18 protein-coding genes and 1 pseudogene are annotated in these 18,106 nt (G+C 59.2%); 11 read left to right on the forward strand and 8 right to left on the reverse strand.

Annotation, left to right across the window (positions count from 1 at the left end; translation table 11 throughout):
• Positions 1-4: 4 nt before the first annotated feature.
• The gene (locus GSQ77_RS01230; RefSeq protein WP_158898210.1) at positions 5-1,258 is read right to left on the reverse strand and encodes an MFS transporter; all 1,254 of its coding nucleotides are present in this window, start codon (positions 1,256-1,258) and stop codon (positions 5-7) included.
• 231 nt (positions 1,259-1,489) lie between these two features.
• Between GSQ77_RS01230 and GSQ77_RS01235 the strand changes: the two genes are divergently transcribed.
• The 6 genes and pseudogenes from GSQ77_RS01235 to yghU all read left to right on the forward strand — a co-directional run bounded on the left by GSQ77_RS01235 (position 1,490) and on the right by yghU (position 8,531).
• Positions 1,490-2,638, forward strand: coding sequence for a formyltransferase family protein (locus GSQ77_RS01235; protein WP_158898212.1), 1,149 nt, complete (start codon positions 1,490-1,492; stop codon positions 2,636-2,638).
• A gap of 98 nt (positions 2,639-2,736) precedes the next feature.
• A pseudogene (gene mnmD / locus GSQ77_RS01240) lies at positions 2,737-3,450 on the forward strand (tRNA (5-methylaminomethyl-2-thiouridine)(34)-methyltransferase MnmD); the annotation flags it as partial.
• Between the two features lie 233 nt (positions 3,451-3,683).
• Positions 3,684-4,883: an ammonium transporter gene (locus GSQ77_RS01245; RefSeq protein WP_158898216.1), complete on the forward strand. Its 1,200-nt coding sequence runs from the start codon at positions 3,684-3,686 to the stop codon at positions 4,881-4,883.
• 183 nt (positions 4,884-5,066) lie between these two features.
• Positions 5,067-5,849, forward strand: coding sequence for a DUF4239 domain-containing protein (locus tag GSQ77_RS01250; protein ID WP_158898218.1), 783 nt, complete (start codon positions 5,067-5,069; stop codon positions 5,847-5,849).
• 324 nt (positions 5,850-6,173) lie between these two features.
• A complete protein-coding gene (locus GSQ77_RS01255; protein ID WP_158898220.1) occupies positions 6,174-7,295 on the forward strand; it encodes a branched-chain amino acid ABC transporter substrate-binding protein in 1,122 nt (373 codons plus the stop codon).
• A 366-nt stretch (positions 7,296-7,661) separates the two neighbouring features.
• Positions 7,662-8,531 carry a glutathione-dependent disulfide-bond oxidoreductase gene (gene yghU / locus GSQ77_RS01260; protein ID WP_158898222.1) on the forward strand — a complete coding sequence of 290 codons (870 nt, stop codon included), beginning with the start codon at positions 7,662-7,664 and terminating at the stop codon, positions 8,529-8,531.
• 169 nt (positions 8,532-8,700) lie between these two features.
• Here the strand turns inward: yghU and GSQ77_RS01265 are convergent, their stop codons facing one another.
• Positions 8,701-8,841, reverse strand: a complete 141-nt coding sequence (locus GSQ77_RS01265) for a DUF3563 family protein (RefSeq protein ID WP_158898224.1) — start codon at positions 8,839-8,841, stop codon at positions 8,701-8,703.
• 253 nt (positions 8,842-9,094) lie between these two features.
• Here GSQ77_RS01265 and GSQ77_RS01270 point away from each other — a divergent pair, with 253 nt between their 5' ends.
• Together GSQ77_RS01270 and GSQ77_RS01275 are read left to right on the forward strand one after the other, a co-directional pair.
• Positions 9,095-9,538: a tautomerase family protein gene (locus GSQ77_RS01270; protein ID WP_158898226.1), complete on the forward strand. Its 444-nt coding sequence runs from the start codon at positions 9,095-9,097 to the stop codon at positions 9,536-9,538.
• Positions 9,539-9,575: 37 nt separating this feature from the next.
• A complete protein-coding gene (locus GSQ77_RS01275) occupies positions 9,576-10,205 on the forward strand; it encodes a DNA-3-methyladenine glycosylase I (RefSeq protein ID WP_158898228.1) in 630 nt (209 codons plus the stop codon).
• A gap of 23 nt (positions 10,206-10,228) precedes the next feature.
• Here GSQ77_RS01275 and GSQ77_RS01280 read toward each other — a convergent pair whose 3' ends face one another.
• The 4 genes from GSQ77_RS01280 to bla form a co-directional block, all read right to left on the reverse strand.
• Positions 10,229-11,143, reverse strand: coding sequence for a DNA-3-methyladenine glycosylase (locus GSQ77_RS01280; RefSeq protein WP_158898230.1), 915 nt, complete (start codon positions 11,141-11,143; stop codon positions 10,229-10,231).
• Positions 11,144-11,182: 39 nt separating this feature from the next.
• The gene (locus GSQ77_RS01285) at positions 11,183-11,989 is read right to left on the reverse strand and encodes an isocitrate lyase/phosphoenolpyruvate mutase family protein (RefSeq protein ID WP_158898232.1); all 807 of its coding nucleotides are present in this window, start codon (positions 11,987-11,989) and stop codon (positions 11,183-11,185) included.
• Positions 11,990-12,015: 26 nt separating this feature from the next.
• Positions 12,016-12,828, reverse strand: coding sequence for a class D beta-lactamase (gene blaOXA, locus GSQ77_RS01290; protein WP_158898234.1), 813 nt, complete (start codon positions 12,826-12,828; stop codon positions 12,016-12,018).
• A gap of 65 nt (positions 12,829-12,893) precedes the next feature.
• Positions 12,894-13,772 carry a class A beta-lactamase gene (gene bla, locus GSQ77_RS01295; RefSeq protein ID WP_158898236.1) on the reverse strand — a complete coding sequence of 293 codons (879 nt, stop codon included), beginning with the start codon at positions 13,770-13,772 and terminating at the stop codon, positions 12,894-12,896.
• 133 nt (positions 13,773-13,905) lie between these two features.
• On the opposite strand from bla, the gene GSQ77_RS01300 reads away from it, so the two are divergent.
• Positions 13,906-14,805 (forward strand): LysR family transcriptional regulator, encoded by a 900-nt coding sequence (locus tag GSQ77_RS01300; protein WP_158898238.1) that lies wholly within the window; start codon positions 13,906-13,908, stop codon positions 14,803-14,805.
• Here the strand turns inward: GSQ77_RS01300 and GSQ77_RS01305 are convergent.
• Both GSQ77_RS01305 and GSQ77_RS01310 read right to left on the reverse strand, forming a co-directional pair.
• Positions 14,780-15,418, reverse strand: coding sequence for a LysE family translocator (locus GSQ77_RS01305; protein WP_158898241.1), 639 nt, complete (start codon positions 15,416-15,418; stop codon positions 14,780-14,782). The two genes, GSQ77_RS01300 and GSQ77_RS01305, sit on opposite strands and share 26 nt — an antisense overlap.
• A 32-nt stretch (positions 15,419-15,450) precedes the next feature.
• Positions 15,451-16,449 (reverse strand): DUF3298 domain-containing protein, encoded by a 999-nt coding sequence (locus tag GSQ77_RS01310; protein WP_158898243.1) that lies wholly within the window; start codon positions 16,447-16,449, stop codon positions 15,451-15,453.
• A gap of 193 nt (positions 16,450-16,642) precedes the next feature.
• On the opposite strand from GSQ77_RS01310, the gene GSQ77_RS01315 reads away from it, so the two are divergent.
• Together GSQ77_RS01315 and GSQ77_RS01320 are read left to right on the forward strand one after the other, a co-directional pair.
• Positions 16,643-17,203: an isochorismatase family protein gene (locus GSQ77_RS01315; RefSeq protein WP_158898245.1), complete on the forward strand. Its 561-nt coding sequence runs from the start codon at positions 16,643-16,645 to the stop codon at positions 17,201-17,203.
• 131 nt (positions 17,204-17,334) lie between these two features.
• Positions 17,335-18,096, forward strand: coding sequence for a YdcF family protein (locus tag GSQ77_RS01320; protein ID WP_158898247.1), 762 nt, complete (start codon positions 17,335-17,337; stop codon positions 18,094-18,096).
• Positions 18,097-18,106: the final 10 nt, after the last annotated feature.

Genomic DNA, 18,106 nt, shown 5'->3' on the forward strand with positions numbered 1-18,106 from the left:
GAGCCTAACGCCGCGGGCCTGCGCGATAGCTATAAAACGCGCCTGCGAACATCAACGCACTGGTCATAAAGAACACCGCGCGCATGCCCACGTGCGCGCCGATGAAGCCACCCATGAGTGGCCCCACCACCTGACCCGCGTATTGCGCGGATTGCGAATAGCCGAGAATGCCGCCCGCGATCGTGTCCGGCACGCTATGCCGGATCAGCGTGGTGATACACGGCAACAGGCCAGCCAACGCAAGCCCCATCAAGAAGCGCAGCACCACGAGTTGCCAGCCGGTAGTGACGAAAGCCTGCGGCAGCAGCAACAGGCCGCCCAACGCAAGGCATACGATCACGACCTTCAACGGTCCGACGCGATCGGCTAATTTACCCATGCGCGGCGCGGCAAGAATACTGCCCAGCGCGGCCGCCGACATCACCAGCCCAGCCATCGCCGCCACGCTGAACCCCGATAGTTTCAGTTGCTGCACATAGACAGTGATGATGGGCTCGATCGACATATTCGCCAGCATCAACAGCAGCGCCGTCATCAGCATCGCGAACACAGGGCGCCGGTCGGGAATCTGCGACCAACTGCTTGCGCGCTTTGTAGCGCCGGAGGCCGGCACTGTTTTGCGTACGGGCTGGCTTTCGCGTATCAACGTGGTGGTGCAGATGAACGCCACGAAAATCATCGCGCCCGACATGACGAATGTCATGCGCAAGCCGATCAGCGCGGGCAGGACGCCGCCGATCAGTGGCCCGACCAGGTTCCCCGCCATCACGCCGATCGACAGCGTGCCGAGCGCCCAGGCTGCTCGCGCCTTGGGCGTTTGCGTGGCAACCAAAATGATCGCGCCCGAGGCATAGCCGCCAGCCAGTCCCACCAGCAAGCGCAAGAACACCAACTGATACACGTTCTGGGCCAGCCCCATCATCGATATCATGATCGCCATGCCCAGGCTGGCGCGTATCAGCATCAGCTTACGGCCGTAGCGATCGGCCAGCGTGCCCCACATCGGCGACACGGTGGCGGCCGCGAGGAAGGTAATGCCGAACGCCACCCCCGACCATTGCACGATGGCGGCCTGCGAGCTGACTCCCAGATGGGCGATATAGAGCGGCAGAATCGGCAGCAATACGGTCATGCCGACTATCGTGGTGAACGAACCGAACAAGCATACATACACATTACGCAACCAGTACGTGGAGTCGGGCGCGGGCGCAGCAGCGGGTGTGGTGGGTGTTGCGGGAGTGTCAGTTTGGCTGGTCATCACGACTGGGAAGGTGGCGCTGCATAGTGCGTCGATCCGCCAGTTTAGTGAAATGAGGCGGTGCTAACAAGGTTGGCGATGTGTTCACCGATTGCACTCACTGATACCGCCACGACCGATGGCGTCGCCATTGCGCCTTGGTCGAAGCTAGAATGGCGTCTTTGTCGACGATGTTGGCGATGTCGACGCCTGATCAAGACGAACCCAGCCCCAAGCACATGGAGCGTATGAATGAAATGCACGATCGTAGGATCACGGTACTTCGGCGCATCGGTATTGCAGGCGTTCCTGGCGGACGGCATAGAGATTGCGGGGGTGGTGGCCCCGGCCGAAGACGATAGGCTGGCGCTTGCCGGCCGTGCGGCAGGGTTGCCTACGGTAATCCATGAGAATCCCAAGTTCGTGAGCGGCAGTGCCATCCCCGTTGGCACTGATCTGATCGTGGCCGCGCATACGCATGCGCGTGTAAGCGATGAGGCGCTGGCGCGTTCGCGCCTGGGTGGGGTGGGGTACCACCCTTCGCTATTGCCGCGTCATCGCGGCATCGCAGCCGTCGAGTGGACCATCCTGGAGGGCGATGCCGTTGCCGGCGGTTCGGTCTATCACTTGGCGCAAGGCTGGGACGCCGGTGCAATTGCCGCTCAGGACTGGTGCTTTGTCGGCAAGGGCGAAACGGCGCGTGAGCTGTGGGAACGGGCACTGGCACCGATGGGACTGGCGCTGCTGATCGGCACCGTGCATCACGCGCGCGAGCATGGCTCATTACCGGCTAGCGCCCAGGACGAACGCTATGCGACCCGGGCGCCGATTATTCGCCGCAGTATCGAACTGACCGAGGAGTCCAATGGGCCATTCACGTCACTCGTCGTGACGGCCATCGGTGCCGACCGGCCCGGCATCGTCAACATGCTTTCGGAACGGGCACGCGGTTTCGGCGCCAACTGGGCCGGTAGCCGCATGGCGAGCCTGGGCAGCCAGTTCGCCGGCATGGTGCATTTCGATGTCGCTCAGCGCAACGCGGACGCGCTCACGACTGCGTTGCGCGGTCTTGAAGCGTCGGGGTTGCGTGTGGTGATCGCGCGCAGCGATGCGGCGCCTGTGGCACCGGGCCAGCGCCGCGTCACGCTCGAATTGAGCGGGCCTGATCGTCCGGGCATCGTGCAGGATTTGTCGGCCGATCTGTCGGCACGCGGTATCAGCATCGAGGAGTTGATTACCGACGTCGCTCGCGTGGGCGCAGCGGCAGCGAGCCATCAGTTCAACGTCAAAGCCATTCTCGCGGTGCCGGAGGCGCTTTCGATCGACAGCTTGCGCACATTGCTTGAGTCGCTCGCCGCGAGCATGATGGTCGACATTGCGCTGGGGGAGCACGCCGAATGAGCGGCAATGAGCGGCAATGAGCGAGCTGGATGAGCACACCGAGAATAAGCATGCCCAATGAGCCGGCAGAGTGATGCGGGGGCGAGGGGGAGTTGGGCATGGCCGATCCGCTCGTCCCCGCAACGGTCGCATTCCGCGCCGACGGCACACCCTATTCGCCCCTCTACGGTGACATTTATCACAGCGCCGTAGGCGCCCTCGCTCAGGCGAGATACGTGTTTTTACAAGGCAACGGTTTGCCCGAACGATGGCAGGGGCGGCGCGCGTTCACTGTTCTGGAAACCGGTTTCGGCATCGGCATCAACTTCCTGACGACATGGGCCGCGTGGCGAGGCGACAGTGCGCATTGTGAACACCTGCACTTCGTGTCGATCGAGAAGCATCCGTTTTCCGCGGACGATCTGCGTCGCGCGTACGCGACGACCGTCGATGACGACACAGTCGCCACACTGGCTGAGCGGCTCCTGACTGCGTGGCCGACGCTGTCACCTGGCGTGCATAGTCTCGAATTCGAAGGCGGCAATGTCACCTTGACGCTGGTATTTGGCGACGCGGCGGATAGGCTGCCCGCACTCCAGCTGCATGCCGACGCGTTCTATCTCGACGGCTTCGCGCCGGCAAAAAATCCCGAGCTGTGGACACCTGCCATCTTCAAATCGCTAGCGGGTTTGGCTGGCGAAGGCGCCACGTTCTCGACCTACACTAGTGCCGGCGATGTGAAACGTGCGCTGCTCGAGGCTGGCTTTGAATATCGCAAAGTGGCCGGCTTTGGCTGGAAACGCGCCATGCTGGTCGGCCGCTTTCCTCCGCGATAGCGAGCGCACTTGCCCAGAGATGCCGTGTGCACCACAAAAGAACATATATTTTCATTTCTGTGCATGCGGCGAGCGAGTAAGCACCTAAATGAGGCTTTGGTGTTTCTCGGTCTCCCGGTTCTGCACCTGAAGAAGGCAATACAAGCGCCGAATGCACCGTAATATCCATAAAATGCGCCGCTTTGGCCCGATTCTTGCATTCGGATGGGCCTTTTGCCCTATTTTCGATCATGCAAACTCTGCAATCCGGTTCCGATACGTTGTTTCTCTTGCTGGGCGCAGTGATGGTGTTTGCGATGCACGTGGGTTTCGCTTTTCTGGAGCTCGGTACCGTTCGTCACAAGAATCAAGTCAACGCGTTAGTTAAAATCCTCGTCGACTTTTCCGTGTCGACCATCGCTTACTTTTTCATCGGCTATACGATTGCCTACGGCGTGCAATTCTTTCAGGGCGCCGATGTGATCGCCGAGCACAACGGTTATCAGCTCGTGCGCTTTTTCTTTCTGATGACGTTCGCGGCGGCCGTTCCGGCTATCGTGTCCGGCGGTATTGCCGAGCGCGCGAAGTTCAATCCGCAATTGTTCGCGACGTTTGTGCTCGTCGGTTTCATCTACCCGTTCCTGGAAGGCATCGTATGGAACGGCCGGTTTGGCATCCAGGCCGAAATCGCGCAAGTGTTCGGTGCGCCATTTCATGATTTCGCCGGGTCCGTCGTGGTGCACGCGTTCGGGGGCTGGGTTGCGTTGCCGGCTGTATTGCTATTGGGTGCGCGCCATGGCCGCTATCAAAACGGGCGTGTCGCCGCGCATCCGCCGTCGAACATTCCATTCCTCGCGCTGGGTGCATGGGTGCTTACCGTGGGCTGGTTCGGCTTCAACGTGATGAGCGCGCAAACAATCGACAAGATCAGCGGACTGGTTGCGGTCAACTCGCTCATGGCAATGGCAGGTGGCACATTGGCCGCATGGCTGGCTGGCCGCAATGATCCTGGCTTCACCTACAACGGTCCGCTTGCGGGGCTGGTGGCCGTGTGTGCAGGCTCCGATGTCATGCATCCGCTCGGCGCACTGGTTGTCGGCGGCGTTGCCGGTGTGCTCTTCGTTCGCATGTTCACGCTCGTCCAAAACAAATGGCATATCGATGACGTGCTCGGTGTATGGCCGCTGCATGGACTATGCGGCGCGTGGGGCGGCATCGCGGCCGGCATCTTCGGGCAGCGGGCGCTGGGCGGGATAGGCGGCGTTTCGTTTGTCGCCCAGTTGATCGGTACGGTGGGCTCGATCGCCGTCGCCGTAGTGGGTGGCACCTGCGTGTACGGTCTGATCAAGGTGACGGTCGGGCTGCGACTCGATCAGGAAGACGAGTTCAATGGCGCCGACCTGACGCTTCATCGCATTTCGTCGACGGCCGAACGCGAGACGACCTGGTAGCTCACGGCTGGAAGTGAACAATTAAAGTCTGTCGGGCGACAATAAAGTATGTCGCATGCACTGGCGTGTTTGAGCAGACTCCGCGAGGTCTGTGCACAGACATATGTCGGAGCGCGCACGGGTGGCCTCGGTCATTCGGTCGTGTGGTAATCTTTCGAGACTCTGCACATGGAGGGCGCGCCAATGACCAGTACCTGGCTGCATAACCTGCCGTTATGGCAAATGGCCCTCGTTACCTTTGGTGCGACATATCTGGCGGCAACGGCGGTTCACGTCGTCACCGACCGGCTTGCTGCGGGTCCGCATAGGCTGTCATTGATGGCAGTTTCGCCCGGTTTGCTGTCTCCAATCGGTATTATCTTCGGCTTGCTCATCGCGTTTACTGCCACGCAGGTCTGGAACGATACGGAGCGCGCCAATGTTGCGGTCGCCACGGAAGCCGGTGCGCTAAAATCTGTCGTTATCCTGTCTGCCGTTTTGCCGGAAGATGCACAGATCCAGCTGCGAACGCTGGTTCGGGATTACATCGAGTACGCCATAAATACCGAATGGCCAATGATGGCGCAAGGAGCGGCGACACTGAAACTCAGTCCTCCTTCGTTGAACAAGGCGCTTCAGGTCACGCTTTCCCTGGCGGCAAATACGCCCGGACAGCAGATTGCGCAGCGCCAGGTGGCGACGTCCCTGGAGAAGGCACTGGAGGCGCGTCGCGAACGTATCCTGGTTAGTCGCTCCGAAGTTAGCGGTCTCAAGTGGGCATGTCTGATCTCTCTGGCCGTCTGCCTGCTGTTCGCAATCGCGCTCGTTCATTGTGGGAACCGATTGTCCTCTGCCGTGGCAATCGGGATTTTTTCCGCGGGGCTCGCAACGACCATGTTGTTGATCCTTTCGCATGATCGACCCTTCTCAGGCGTCATCGCCGTGACGCCCGAACCGCTATTGCAAGTGATGCCCGCGGATCGCTGATGAAGAAATTTCCGCGACCCCATGGGTTGTGCGTGACCAGCGACGACCGCAGTGCATGAAATGCTCCTCAGTGTTTCCCCTATCTCGACAGCCATCAAAAACCTGGAGTTCTGTGTGCTCGCATGGCACACTTTGATCGTCTCAAATTCAGGCAGACAGAGAATCTTCGCTCGGCATTGTTTCGCATGCCTCACGGAGAGCCAGGAACTTCCATCACCTAATTCTCGAACAGCGTCCTGAATCGTTGTCACGGCACGTACACGCGCTCGGGAAGCTACCATCGAACGGGCGATTCGAACGCCCTTTGCGCTAGGAGAGAATGGAATGAAAACGACGTCCGTTGTACTTGCAGGACTTCTACTGATTTTCTGCTCCATCGCCACAGCCCAGGACCAGAAAATCGTCAGGATAGGGCATTCGGCTCCGCTGAGCGGGCCGCAGATGATGGACGGAAGAGACAATGACAATGGCCTGCGCCTGGCAATATCCGACTTGAATGCGAAAGGGCTGGTGATCAACAACCAGCGGCTGAAGTTCGTACTCGATTCGCAAGACGACAAATCTTCGGCCGAGGCTGGTATGCGCGTGGCGCAGCAATTCGCGGATTCGAAGGTGGTCGCGGTGTTCGGACCATTCAATTCGAGCATCGCCATTCCCGCTTCCAGGGTGTATAGCAAGGCCAACATACCGATGCTGACGGCAGCCGGCAACCCGTCACTGACGCAACAGGGGTTTCATAATATCTTTCGCATCGATACCAATTCCAATCAGTTGATTGGCGCGCTGAGTAATTTTGCCAAGCAGACGCTTCAGGCAAAAAGCGCAGTGGTGATCGATGATCGCACCGCATACGGCGGCCCCATCGCCGATCTGTTCGCCAAGGAGGCCGGCGCGGACGGAATCCAGATCGATGCGCGTCTGCACGTTGGCGCAAACGAGATCAACTACAAGCCGCTGATCGATACCATCAAGGACAAGAATCCGGACGTGGTGTTTCTGGGCGGTTATGCACAGCAAGGCGCACTGCTGGCGAAGGCGCTGCGCTCGCGCGGTATAGAGACCAACCTGCTCCTGGACGACGCGGCCTGCACGATGTACATGGCGAAACTGGCCGGGGCCGCGGCAACCCACGTTTATTGCGCGAAGGGCAACGCTCCGCTCGCGGCTTCGGAAGCCGGGCGCGCATTTCTCGCCCGATACAAATCCACTTACAAAACGGATGCGCTCGTCGATGCCGTCAGATATTACGACGGCATGATGATGCTGGCGGACGCGATGCAAAAGGCTGACTCGACGGATCCGTCCAAGGTCATTCCTCAAATCGCGAGTGGCCACTACGACGGCATTGCCGGCGTTTATGAATACGACAGCAATGGAGACCTGAAGTCGCCTTCCGTCAGCCTGCACACGTTCAAACAAGGACAGCTTGTGCCGTATCAGCCATAGAAGTGGTTGTGCAGCGGCATGTGCGCGAGGGAGCCATCATAGGCTGGCGGTGATCAACCAGGCGCTTGATTTTTCCTCGCGCGCGCAAAACTCCTCTATCGCACTGAGGACATAGAGTCCCGAGTAGATGCGTTCGTTCGTGGCCTGCTCGCGCTTGTCGAAGGCGAAGGACTACAGCCGGACCCGTGGCCGGCGACGACCCGCAGTAACACGTCATATCGAGCCCGGTCTTACGCCGAACTCGCGACGGCGCTTCCCCCAAGACCCCCGCGGCAGCCCTATGACCGCATCCTCCCCGCTAATTTGTTAATCTCACTTGTCAATCTCGCATCAATCACATATTCCGTAACTCAAGGAGCGTTAAACATGAGCGATTCGTCCGACTACGTACCGCCGAACGTTTGGACCTGGAACAAGGCGAGCGGTGGTCGCTTCGCGAATATCAATCGCCCGATTTCGGGCTCGACGCATGACCAGGACTTGCCGGTCGGCCGCCATCCTCTGCAACTGTATTCGCTGGCAACGCCCAACGGTGTCAAGGTCACGGTGATGCTCGAGGAACTGCTGGCGCTCGGCCACCACGGTGCGGAGTACGACGCCTGGTTGATCAAGATCGGTGATGGCGACCAGTTCGGTAGCGGCTTCGTGGCGGCGAATCCGAACTCCAAGATCCCTGCGCTGATGGATCGCAGCGGGCCGGAGCCGATTCGGGTCTTCGAGTCCGGCTCGATTCTGCTGTATCTCGCCGAGAAGTTCGGCGCCTTTCTGCCGACCGAAGCCAAGGCGCGCGCTGAGTGCCTGTCGTGGCTGTTCTGGCAAATGGGAAGCGCACCCTATCTCGGCGGAGGCTTCGGCCATTTCTACGCGTATGCGCCGACGAAGATCGAATATGCGATCGACCGGTTCGCGATGGAAACGAAGCGCCAGCTCGATGTGCTCGACAAGCAGCTCGAGCGCAATGAATACGTGGCGGGCGACGCGTACACGATCGCCGATATCGCGATCTGGCCTTGGTATGGTGGCTTGGCCAAGGGCTGGCTTTACGAGGCGGCCGAGTTCCTGGCGGTGCAGGACTATAAGCACTTGCAGCGCTGGGCCGATGCGATCGGCAAACGCCCGGCTGCGATCCGCGGGCGGATGGTCAATCGTGTTTTTGGCGAACCTTCAAGTCAACTGCATGAGCGCCATGACGCCGCCGATTTCGAAACCAAGACGCAGGACAAGGTGGTCGCTTAGGGCTAGCAGCCTCTTGTAGCGGTATCCGTTGCGCTCGTTGCGCGGCCCCACCGGCGAATCTTACAAGTCGGTAGTGAAGTTGATCTTCGCCGAGGGGGGGCTTGAGCAACGAGCTCATTCCGCACGACAGTGAGGCGCTTGTTTCGCTTGGACGGCGTCGCCGGGCGGCTTAAAGCGGGCTCTTGTCCAGCGATCGAATGCGACGCTCGAGTTCCGCGTGGTTGGTTGCCGAACCGAGATAAAGGCCGATCCTGCGGCGTTCCGATTGTTCGAGCCAGTTGCTAAGCGTAGTGAAAAGAATAGCGATCATGGTGCCCTCCAATAATTGAATTTTTCGTCGAAAATTTACCTTTTCAACCCGTGGCTCACGTGAGTTCCAAACGCTACTGACTTCGCGGGAGAACGCCGTTGCTCGCGGATTAAGTACAGTGTGACAAAAGAAAATGAGGCGAAAATGAGAAGGCACTCAGCAGCGAAAAAGCGATTGTCATTCGCGATCGCTGTTCTAAGATGATCGTACAACTCTATTTGTCTACAACGATCCTTACCTTTGGAGAGACAACATGCCGACCTACGTCGTACATGCAACCCATGGACGGTTGACCGCGCAGCACAAGGAAGCCATCGCCAGCGAAATCACGAGAGCGCATAGCAAAGCGACCGGTGCACAAGGGTTCTTCGCTCAGGTTATCTTCAATGAGATTTCGGCGGGATGCCATTTCATGGGCGGCAAGCGCATCGAAACCGATCAGATTTTCGTTCATGGACAAATCCGTGCAGGGCGCACGAAAGAGCAGAAGCGAGCATTGCTCGACGACATAGTGAACTCGATTGCAGTGGCCACCAAGATGGAGAAGCGCTACCTTTGGGCGTATCTCGCGGAATTGCCGCCGTCGCAAATGGTCGAGTATGGTCAAGTGCTCCCTGAGCCGGGCGAAGAAGATTCGTGGCTCCAATCGCTTAGCGAGGAAGACCGCGATTATTTGCTGAGTTTCGCCAAACGCTAACCAGATCGTACCGGTTGCGACGTTATGAAGGAAAACGATGGCTAAAGCAGTTGCAGCACCAAAATTTCTGGACCTCGTTGCCGGAGATGACGGATTGGCACGACCGGCATGGGCGTCAGAGGATGTGCTGCTGAAAGCCTATTACGATTCCGAATGGGGCATGCCTGTACGCGATGAGCGGGGCATATTCGAACGGATTTCTTTGGAGGCGTTTCAAGGGGGGCTCTCCTGGACCACCATCCTTAGAAAACGTCCGGCATTTCGCGCCGCTTTCCATGATTTCGATCCCGACGCGGTCGCGGCATACAGCGAAGAAGATGTCCAACGCTTGCTGTCCGACAGCGGCATCATCCGCAATGTCGCGAAGATCAAGGCGACGATCAACAATGCCTTGAGCGTTATTCGCTTACGGGAAGAGGGGGGGCTAGTCGATTTTGTATGGTCGTTCAAGCCTGCAACAACACCCGAACCCAAGGTGTTCAGCGATATTCCGACTTCCTCGGAGGATTCGATCGCATTGAGTAATGCGCTGCGGGCGCAAGGATTCAAATTTGTCGGGCCAACCAACATGTACGCGTTGATGGAGGCGATAGGTATCGTTGACACGCATCTGCTCGGCAGTCACCGCCGTGGCAGTTCGGGTGTTTGGACGAGCACGACGGCGTGACCTCACCGCAGGCAGTCATGTTTTCAGCCGCCGCGCGCGACACCCAGCCGATCGGCAAATTCATTCCATAGGTGCATGGCTGCGTATGAACGCCAAGGACGCCAAGCCTCCGTCCTTGCTCGCTGATGCGCTGCCCGCACCATGGACGGATCTCGGTCAGCAATTGCTTGCATCAGCACGAGGTCCGTTTCCGGCCACGCGTCGGGGTCGCGCCATGCGCGCATCGCCACATACTCTACGGTCCACGGTCCGATCCCAGGCAAAGCCAGAAGCGCTTTGCGCAGAGCAGGGACATCGGGGTCCGGACCGTCAATCGGAACGTCGCCGGACGCTACGGCTTGCGCAAATCCTTGCAGCGCGGCAATACGTTTTCCCGGCATGCCGATCTGCACAAGGTTTGCTGACGCTAGCGCCTGCGGCGTCGGAAACCGCCACGCCGTCGCTTCGTGAGGGTGGCCTTCGATGCGCTCACCGGCGCGCTGGACCACGCGGCCGACGATCGTCGTCGCCGCCTTCACGCTGACTTGCTGGCCGACTATCGTGCGCACCACCAGTTCGTAGCCTGACCACGAACCAGGTACGCGCAAGCCGGGTGCTGCGCCTATGAGCGGCGCCAGCCATGGATCCGTAGTGAGACAACTGCCAATTTTCTTCGGATCGGTCTGCAGGTCGAACATTCGCGAGAGCGGCGCGGCTAGTGCCTCTGCATGACGACTGACCTTGCCTTCGATCGTAGCGACCAGACTATGCTTGCGCGGGTGTTTTCGGACAGCGATGGTACCGTCGTCGCTGGCCCATTCGATTGCACGCAGGTACGCCCCATCTTCGACTGCCTCAACACCTGCTGTGGACCGCCCACCGAAAAAACGCAGCATGCGTGCCCAGTCCAACGGCGGCTTGAAGGGCAGTTCAATCGTGGCGCACAGTGGGGTGTTCATTGCGTTCCGTTCGCAGTCGATCATGGCGAAAAACCTAAATTAACGACCAGCGAACAAGCCCTGCAACTGAGCGTACGACATAGCGCCCTCAGACATCGGCTCCGAACGGCCTGTCTCCAGGAACGCGCGAGCAAGCTTCTCGGCTTGCCCCCAAAGCACTTGCGGAATGCCCGAGCCTGCGCTCAGGCGCCGCACACCCAACGCGCCCAGGTCTGCCGCGGGCGCTAGACCGGGCCATGCCATCGCGTTGAGCGGCAATGGAACGCCGCTAACGATCGCCTTGATGTCGTCCGGTCTATTGATACCGGGAACGAAGAATCCGTCTGCCCCTGCCTGACTGTAGAGCGTGCCACGCGAGAGGGTTTCTTCCAGCAGCTTAGATTTGTCGACGAGGTTCGCGAGGAACACGTCGCACCGCGCGTTCACAAAAATGTCGCCCCCCATCTTAGCGGTAGCATTCTTGATCGCCTCGATCTTGGCCGCGAGCTGACTCGGCGCATCGCGACCATCTTCGAGGTTGATGCCCGCGACGCCCAGGTCGATCAATTGTTTTACATTCTCGGCGACTGCCAAAGCGCTATCCGAGTAGCCATTTTCGAAGTCAACCGACAGCGGCACCTTAAGCACTCGAACGATCTTAGCGGCGATGCCGATCGCCTCATCCACGGGGAGCTGCCAACCGTCGGGATAGCCCAACGCCCAGGTAACACCCGCGCTGGACGTAGCAATTGCCGACGCGCCGACGCTCTCGAAGAGTCGAGCGCTGCCGGCATCCCAGGCGTTGGGAAGAAGAAGCGGTTGGGCATTGTTATGCAACTGACGAAATGGGGTTGTGAGGGAAGGCATTTCAGACTCCGGTTTTTGATGACGCTTCAGCCCGCTAGCGTATCCAGCAGTGCAGGCAGCTCATGCAAGAGTGTAGCGCGGGTTCGCAAGCCGGCTGCAGTCGCTTCTTGCTTCTCGTCCTGAATGAGGCGTGCGAAAACGATGGTCCGAGGCCCCTTTGTCGCCCATCCGACGAACCAGCCGTAGCCATGAGCGGTATCGTCCGTGCCGTCCGCCGCGCGCGGGAAACCGGCACCCGTTTTGCCGTGGATGTCCCAGCCGTTGGGAAGCTGACCAAGCTGTGTAATCTGGCTGGTCATGTCGTAGGCATGAGCAGTAACCGGAAGCTGTCGATTGACTACCCTTTCTAAAAACGACACCTGCTCCAACGGCGAAATCTGTAGCGAAGAATCGATCCAGGCGTGAGTCAACCCGTTATGTTTTCCCGGGTCTCCCGTCACATCCTTGTTACCAAACTGGAATTCGTCGACGTATTTCTGAAAGCGTGCTTCTCCGAGCGACTGTGTCACTTGCTGCGAATACCAAACCACCGAATATTGAATCCATCGACTCGGGTCTGTGGTCTGACGCCACGCGTCACCGCCCCAATCGACGTAACCCTCGCGAAACGGCAGCGCGGGAATATGTGCGTCTTTCAGAAAGCCGGAATCGTAGCCCATCAAACTGATGGCGATTTTAAATGTTGATGCGGAGGTCACGCGCTGGTTGCAATCGCCTTTCTGCATCAAGATTTTGTGAGATGCGGCATCGGCAACCACTGTGCAAATCGTCGCGGCCTGGGCTGCCGAAGCGACTAGCCCCAACGCGAAAAAGGGGTAAGCAATGCGTCGTAAATACATCGATCCTTCCTCTTATTAGAATCAACGACCGTCGATTTGAAAGACTCGTCATCGACGGCATGCAGTCATGCAGATAACGCCGCCACGACGATACGCGTTGCCGCTGCGATAACGTCGTCGCGCGGCTTGGCATCCGTTTGCAGTTGCGTGTGATAAATCGTGAGGACGATAGGCTTGCGCGCCGGCGGCCAGAGCACGGCGATATCGTTCGCGGTTCCATAGTCGCCGGTGCCCGTCTTGTCGCCGACCCGCCAGTCAGCAGGAACGCCAGCCCGAATGCGGTTTGCGCCGGTCGTGTTTCCACGTAGCCAGTCCTGCAACTGCTGGCGCTGGGCGGCCGGCAAGATATCGCCCAGCATCAATGAGCGCAGGCTGATCGCCATTGCGGCCGGTGTCGTCGTGTCGCGACGATCGCCAGGGATGGCCGAGTTCAATTCGGTTTCCCAGCGGTCGAGGCGGAATTCCTTGTCGCCTATCGATCGTGCAAAAGCCGTGACCGCAGGCGGCCCACCGAGGATCTTCATCAACAGGTTGGCAGACGAATTGTCGCTGTACTGGATCGCGGCGGCGCACAGTTCAGCGACAGTCATGCCGTCGGCGACATGTTTCTCGCTAATCGGGGAGTAATGGACGAGATCGCTCTTTGCATAATGAATGCGCTTGTGCATCAGCCCCGTCTGTCGCGTGCTGCGTTCCAGGATGGCGGCCGCCACCATCACCTTGGATGTACTGCAGAACGGAAAACGCTCGTCTGCGCGATATCGAATCAGCATGCCGTTGGCTGTGTCCAGTGCTGTCACGCCGAGGCGGCCGCCCGAATTTTTTTCGAGTGTCGCGAGCTGGGCTGTGTTCGATGCTTCGGTTGCCCATGCGGTGGTAACCGTCGTGAAAGGAAGCACCGCGGCCGCCAACAACAATGCACGCCGATTCGGAGAGTGAGTCATAGAGGGTTGTCTCGCTTATACAAACTAAGGGTGGGTAGCGTCCTGCGCAGACCAAAATATCGAGCCATTGCGAGCCGTTGACAAGCGAGGATAATTTCGTCTAGGGTAAAGAAAATCTTATGGCTCAACTTCAATGCGACCTTACTTGCCCCTTAATGCGCTGCGAGCTTTCGAGGCGTCAGCGCGACATCTGAGTTTCACGCGCGCGGCGCTCGAGCTGAACGTGACGCAGGCGGCCGTGAGCCAGCAGGTGCGGATGCTCGAGGACCGGCTGGGCAGCGCACTGTTCAAACGATTGCCGCGTGGACTGGGCATGACGGACGAAGGCCGTGCACTTCTGCCTGTGTTGACCGACACGTTCGGCCGCATCGAGGCCGTGCTCAAGCAATTTGAGGGCGGCCATTTTCACGAAGTACTCACGGTCGGCGTGGTCGGAACATTCGCCGTAGGCTGGCTGATGCCACGGCTCAAACTATTTCGGCAGACGCACCCGTTCGTGGAGCTGAGGCTGCTTACGCATAACAACCTGGTCGATCTGGCCGGCGAGGGGCTCGATTTCGCGATTCGCTTCGGCGAGGGGGTCTGGCCTGCGACACACAACGTATTGTTGCTCGACGCCCCGTTTGCCGTGTTATGCGCGCCCGAAATCGCGAATCGGCTTGACGAGCCGTGCGACTTGGCGAAAGAGACGTTGCTACGTTCGTATCGCACCGACGAATGGATCAACTGGTTTGCGGCCGCCGGGTTGGAGCCGTGGGCGGCAAACGGTCCGATCTTCGACTCGTCGCGCCTGATGGTGGAGGCCGCGATACAAGGCGCCGGGATCGCTTTGGCGCCGCCTCGGATGTTCGTTCGCGAGCTGCAGACTGGTCGGCTGATTCGCCCATTCGATACGGAAGTGGAAACGGGCAGCTACTGGCTTACGTGGTTGAAGTCGCGGCACATGTCGCCGGCCATGCAGGTGTTCCGGAACTGGATACTCGAGGAAGCGGCCGCCGACTTGCTGGCTATCTCGACTGCGCCGCCACTTTAAGGCCGAGCGAAATAAACAAAACGCCGGTGATCTTGTTTTGCCAGCGGCTCAGCCAGGTCATACGCTTGACGAGTCGCCCCAGTGGGCGGATCGTCAGCACGATCAGCGTTGTATATAGCACGCTCAGCGTGACGAAGATCAATCCGAGTACGGCGAACTGTATGAACGTTGAGCCGTGTCCAGGGCGCACGAACTGCGGCAAGAATGCCAAGAAAAAGAGCGCTGTCTTCGGGTTCAGCACTTCGGTTGGAATCGCTTGGAAAAATGCCTGGGTCGCCGTGAGGGTCGCGGTTGCCGGGGCCGCCGCTGACGAGTGCGCGCTGGATTGCTTGGCTCTCAGTGCGCGTATGCCCAGGTACACGAGATAAGCGGCACCGACGAATTTCACCGCGTCGAACGCGAGCGCGGATGTCATCAGCAGCGCCGACAGGCCAATCGACGCGCAAAGCGTATGGAAGAAATCGCCCGTCGCAATGCCTAGACCCGTGACGATCCCCACCTTTCGACCACCTTGCACGGTGCGGGTCAAAACGAGAAGTACCGCAGGGCCAGGGATCAGAAACAGACCGAGTACCACCGCGACGAAGGTGCCCAACGTCGAAAGATCAAACATATTGCCTCCTCAGGCATGCTAGCGATTGCGTATTAATGCGGTATCGGCGCGTTTGTTGCAAGGAAATGCGTCAAATCGGTCCAAGGTACGGTTACATGTACGACGCCGGTCGCGATGGCCGTGGCATCGCCAGGGTTGAACGAAATAAGCAGACCCTGCGGGGTGAACGACCACGCCTGCGGATCGCGTACGCGCCTGTTGATCCCGTCGGCAAATAATATCTCATCATCGGCACCCAGCGTTTTCGAGGCGCGACGGTCCAGGAAGGTTTCCCATCCGCTACCCGGCTTGAACACGTCTGCCGCGGCGAGCGGATGCAAGGTCGGTTGTAGCAAGTAGGTCACGTTGGTCAACTCCTCGGCGGCGGCTTGCCCGTCACATTCCTCGACGCGTGTCATTTCAACGTTGATGAAACCGGGCATCGCCGCTTGGACCTTGAAGTCCAAAAACTGGTCGCCAGGTATCTGCGGATCGCCGAAGCACTGCTTGGCCCGTTGCGCTGCCGCCCATCGCACCATCGCTGCGTTCCATTGTTCGGCCAAGGGGGAAAGCGGCTGGTCGATTCTCGGCACGCTGGTATGTTGCTCGAAAGGCCGACCCGTGCCGGTTTCTTTTCCAGCGGACCCATATGTGTCGCTGCGGCTCAACACGAACGGGCCCATCGAAACTGCGGCGCTACGCAAGTTGCCAAGCCGGTCGGCGTATTGCCGTTGTAGACAGGCGCTGGGGCTTTCATCTCGCTTGTTGATCACGCATAGCACATTGACCACTTTGAGCCACTGCTCCTGTCCTGTGCGCAATATGGTTTTTCCCGGGGCGGACAGTAAGGGTAGGGCGTCATCGTAACGCTTGCCCATTGCGGTGTCCTGTGCCGAGATCTCGGGATCCGCGCAGACTGTGCGTTCGAAACGGGTCTTGGCGTTGCCGCAGTCAAAGCTGGCGGCTACGCCGAGCGACGGCATTGAACAGGCGAGGAAAAGACTGACGACTGCAACCCAGCGTCTATTGGCCACGGTGAAAATTCTCCACATCGATGCTTCGTAAATAAGTAGCAAGTAAGTCGTAAGTAAGTAGCAAATGAGTAGCAAATGAGTAGCAAATGAGCCGGCCCGCTATCGAAGCCCCTCACCATGCATTGCTTGTTTCGTAATGCGCGCGAGATTGGTATATACCGCGAACTGAGGCAAACTCCTATATTCCCGAACCGTTTTAGGAAGTGCTTCCATGCCTATTACCCAACTTGACTCCGGTACTGCGCTCGTTCTGATCGATTTGCAAAAAGGTATCGTTGCATTGCCCACCGTGCATCCGGCCGCCAACGTGATCGAGCGCAGCGCCAAGCTGGCGCGGGCGTTTCGCAGCAAAGGCTTGCCGGTGGTGCTGGTCAACGTGGCCGGAGGCGCACCCGGACGCGCCGACGCGGCAGCCCCCGGCGGTACGCGTGCGGCGGACTGGGCAGAACTGGTCCCGGAATTGGAGCGAGCGCCGGAAGATTACACCGTCACTAAATATCAGTGGGGCGCTTTTTATGGAACCGCGCTCGACTTGCATCTGCGCCGCCGTGGTGTTACGCAGATCGTGCTTGCCGGCATTTCGACCAGCATTGGGGTGGAGTCCACAGCGCGGGCAGCGCACGAGCTCGGTTATAACGTGACGCTCGCAATCGACGCGATGACCGACCTGAACGCCGATGCCCATCGCAACAGTCTCGAACGGATCTTCCCGCGGCTGGGAGAATCGGGAAGCACAGAAGATGTGCTGGCGCTGCTGGGAAAGACCCGCTGAGTTTATCTTTGAGTGCATCCCGGGGTGCATCCCGGGGGTGCATCTCAGGGGGCATTTTTATGGCCGCGCAGCTTCGGAAACCGCTGCGAGGCTGATAGCTCTGTCATCACTTTCAATCGGAGGCGGTTCGGATGACGTTCGGGGTGTTTGTTGTAGTGATAGTGCTCGCCATCGGTTGCGCAGTGCTTAAATGGCGTCGCACGAGCAGAACGCTTTACATCGTATCGGTCATCCTGTTTCTGGCAGTCGGCTGTGGTCCCGTTCCGGCGTGGCTGCTTGGCGACCTGCAATCGCCCTATGCAGTGAAACCGACTATTGAGTGGGGCAAGCGCAACGCGATTGTTCTGCTGGGCGCTGGCGCCGAAAAAGTCGCGCGTACCGGTTTGGTCGAACCGGAAACGTTCGCATACCCACGCATCGTCGAAACAGCAGAGCTGTACAACGACTGTCGAAAGACGAAAGCGGATTGCAAGATTGTCGTGAGCGGCGGCGATGCGCGACACGTCGGCTCGCCGGAAGCGGTGGTCTATCGGGGCGTGCTGATAGGACTAGGGATAGCTGCGGCCGACGTACTTCTCGAACCCGACAGCATGAACACCTGGCAGAACGCGCAATTCACGAGCGCCGCGCTGCGGCGATACGATGCCGAGCGCGTGGTGCTGGTGACCTCAGGCATCCATCTGCGACGTAGTGTGCTGTACTTCACGCATTTCGGTGTCGCGGCAACGCCGGTGCGTGCGGACTATCTGGGCGCGGTGTTCTCTGCGGTGCCACTGTCGTACAACTTCGCAATCGCTGATTTCGCGATGCATGAATATGCCGGCATCGCCCGTTACTATGTGTACAACGCGCTAGGCTGGAATCCCGTGAGGAAGCATCCGGGCGAGGCGTGACGCGGCCGGG

This window comes from Burkholderia sp. L27(2015), from assembly GCF_009765705.1.
In the GTDB taxonomy this organism is placed as follows: Bacteria; Pseudomonadota; Gammaproteobacteria; order Burkholderiales; family Burkholderiaceae; genus LMUX01.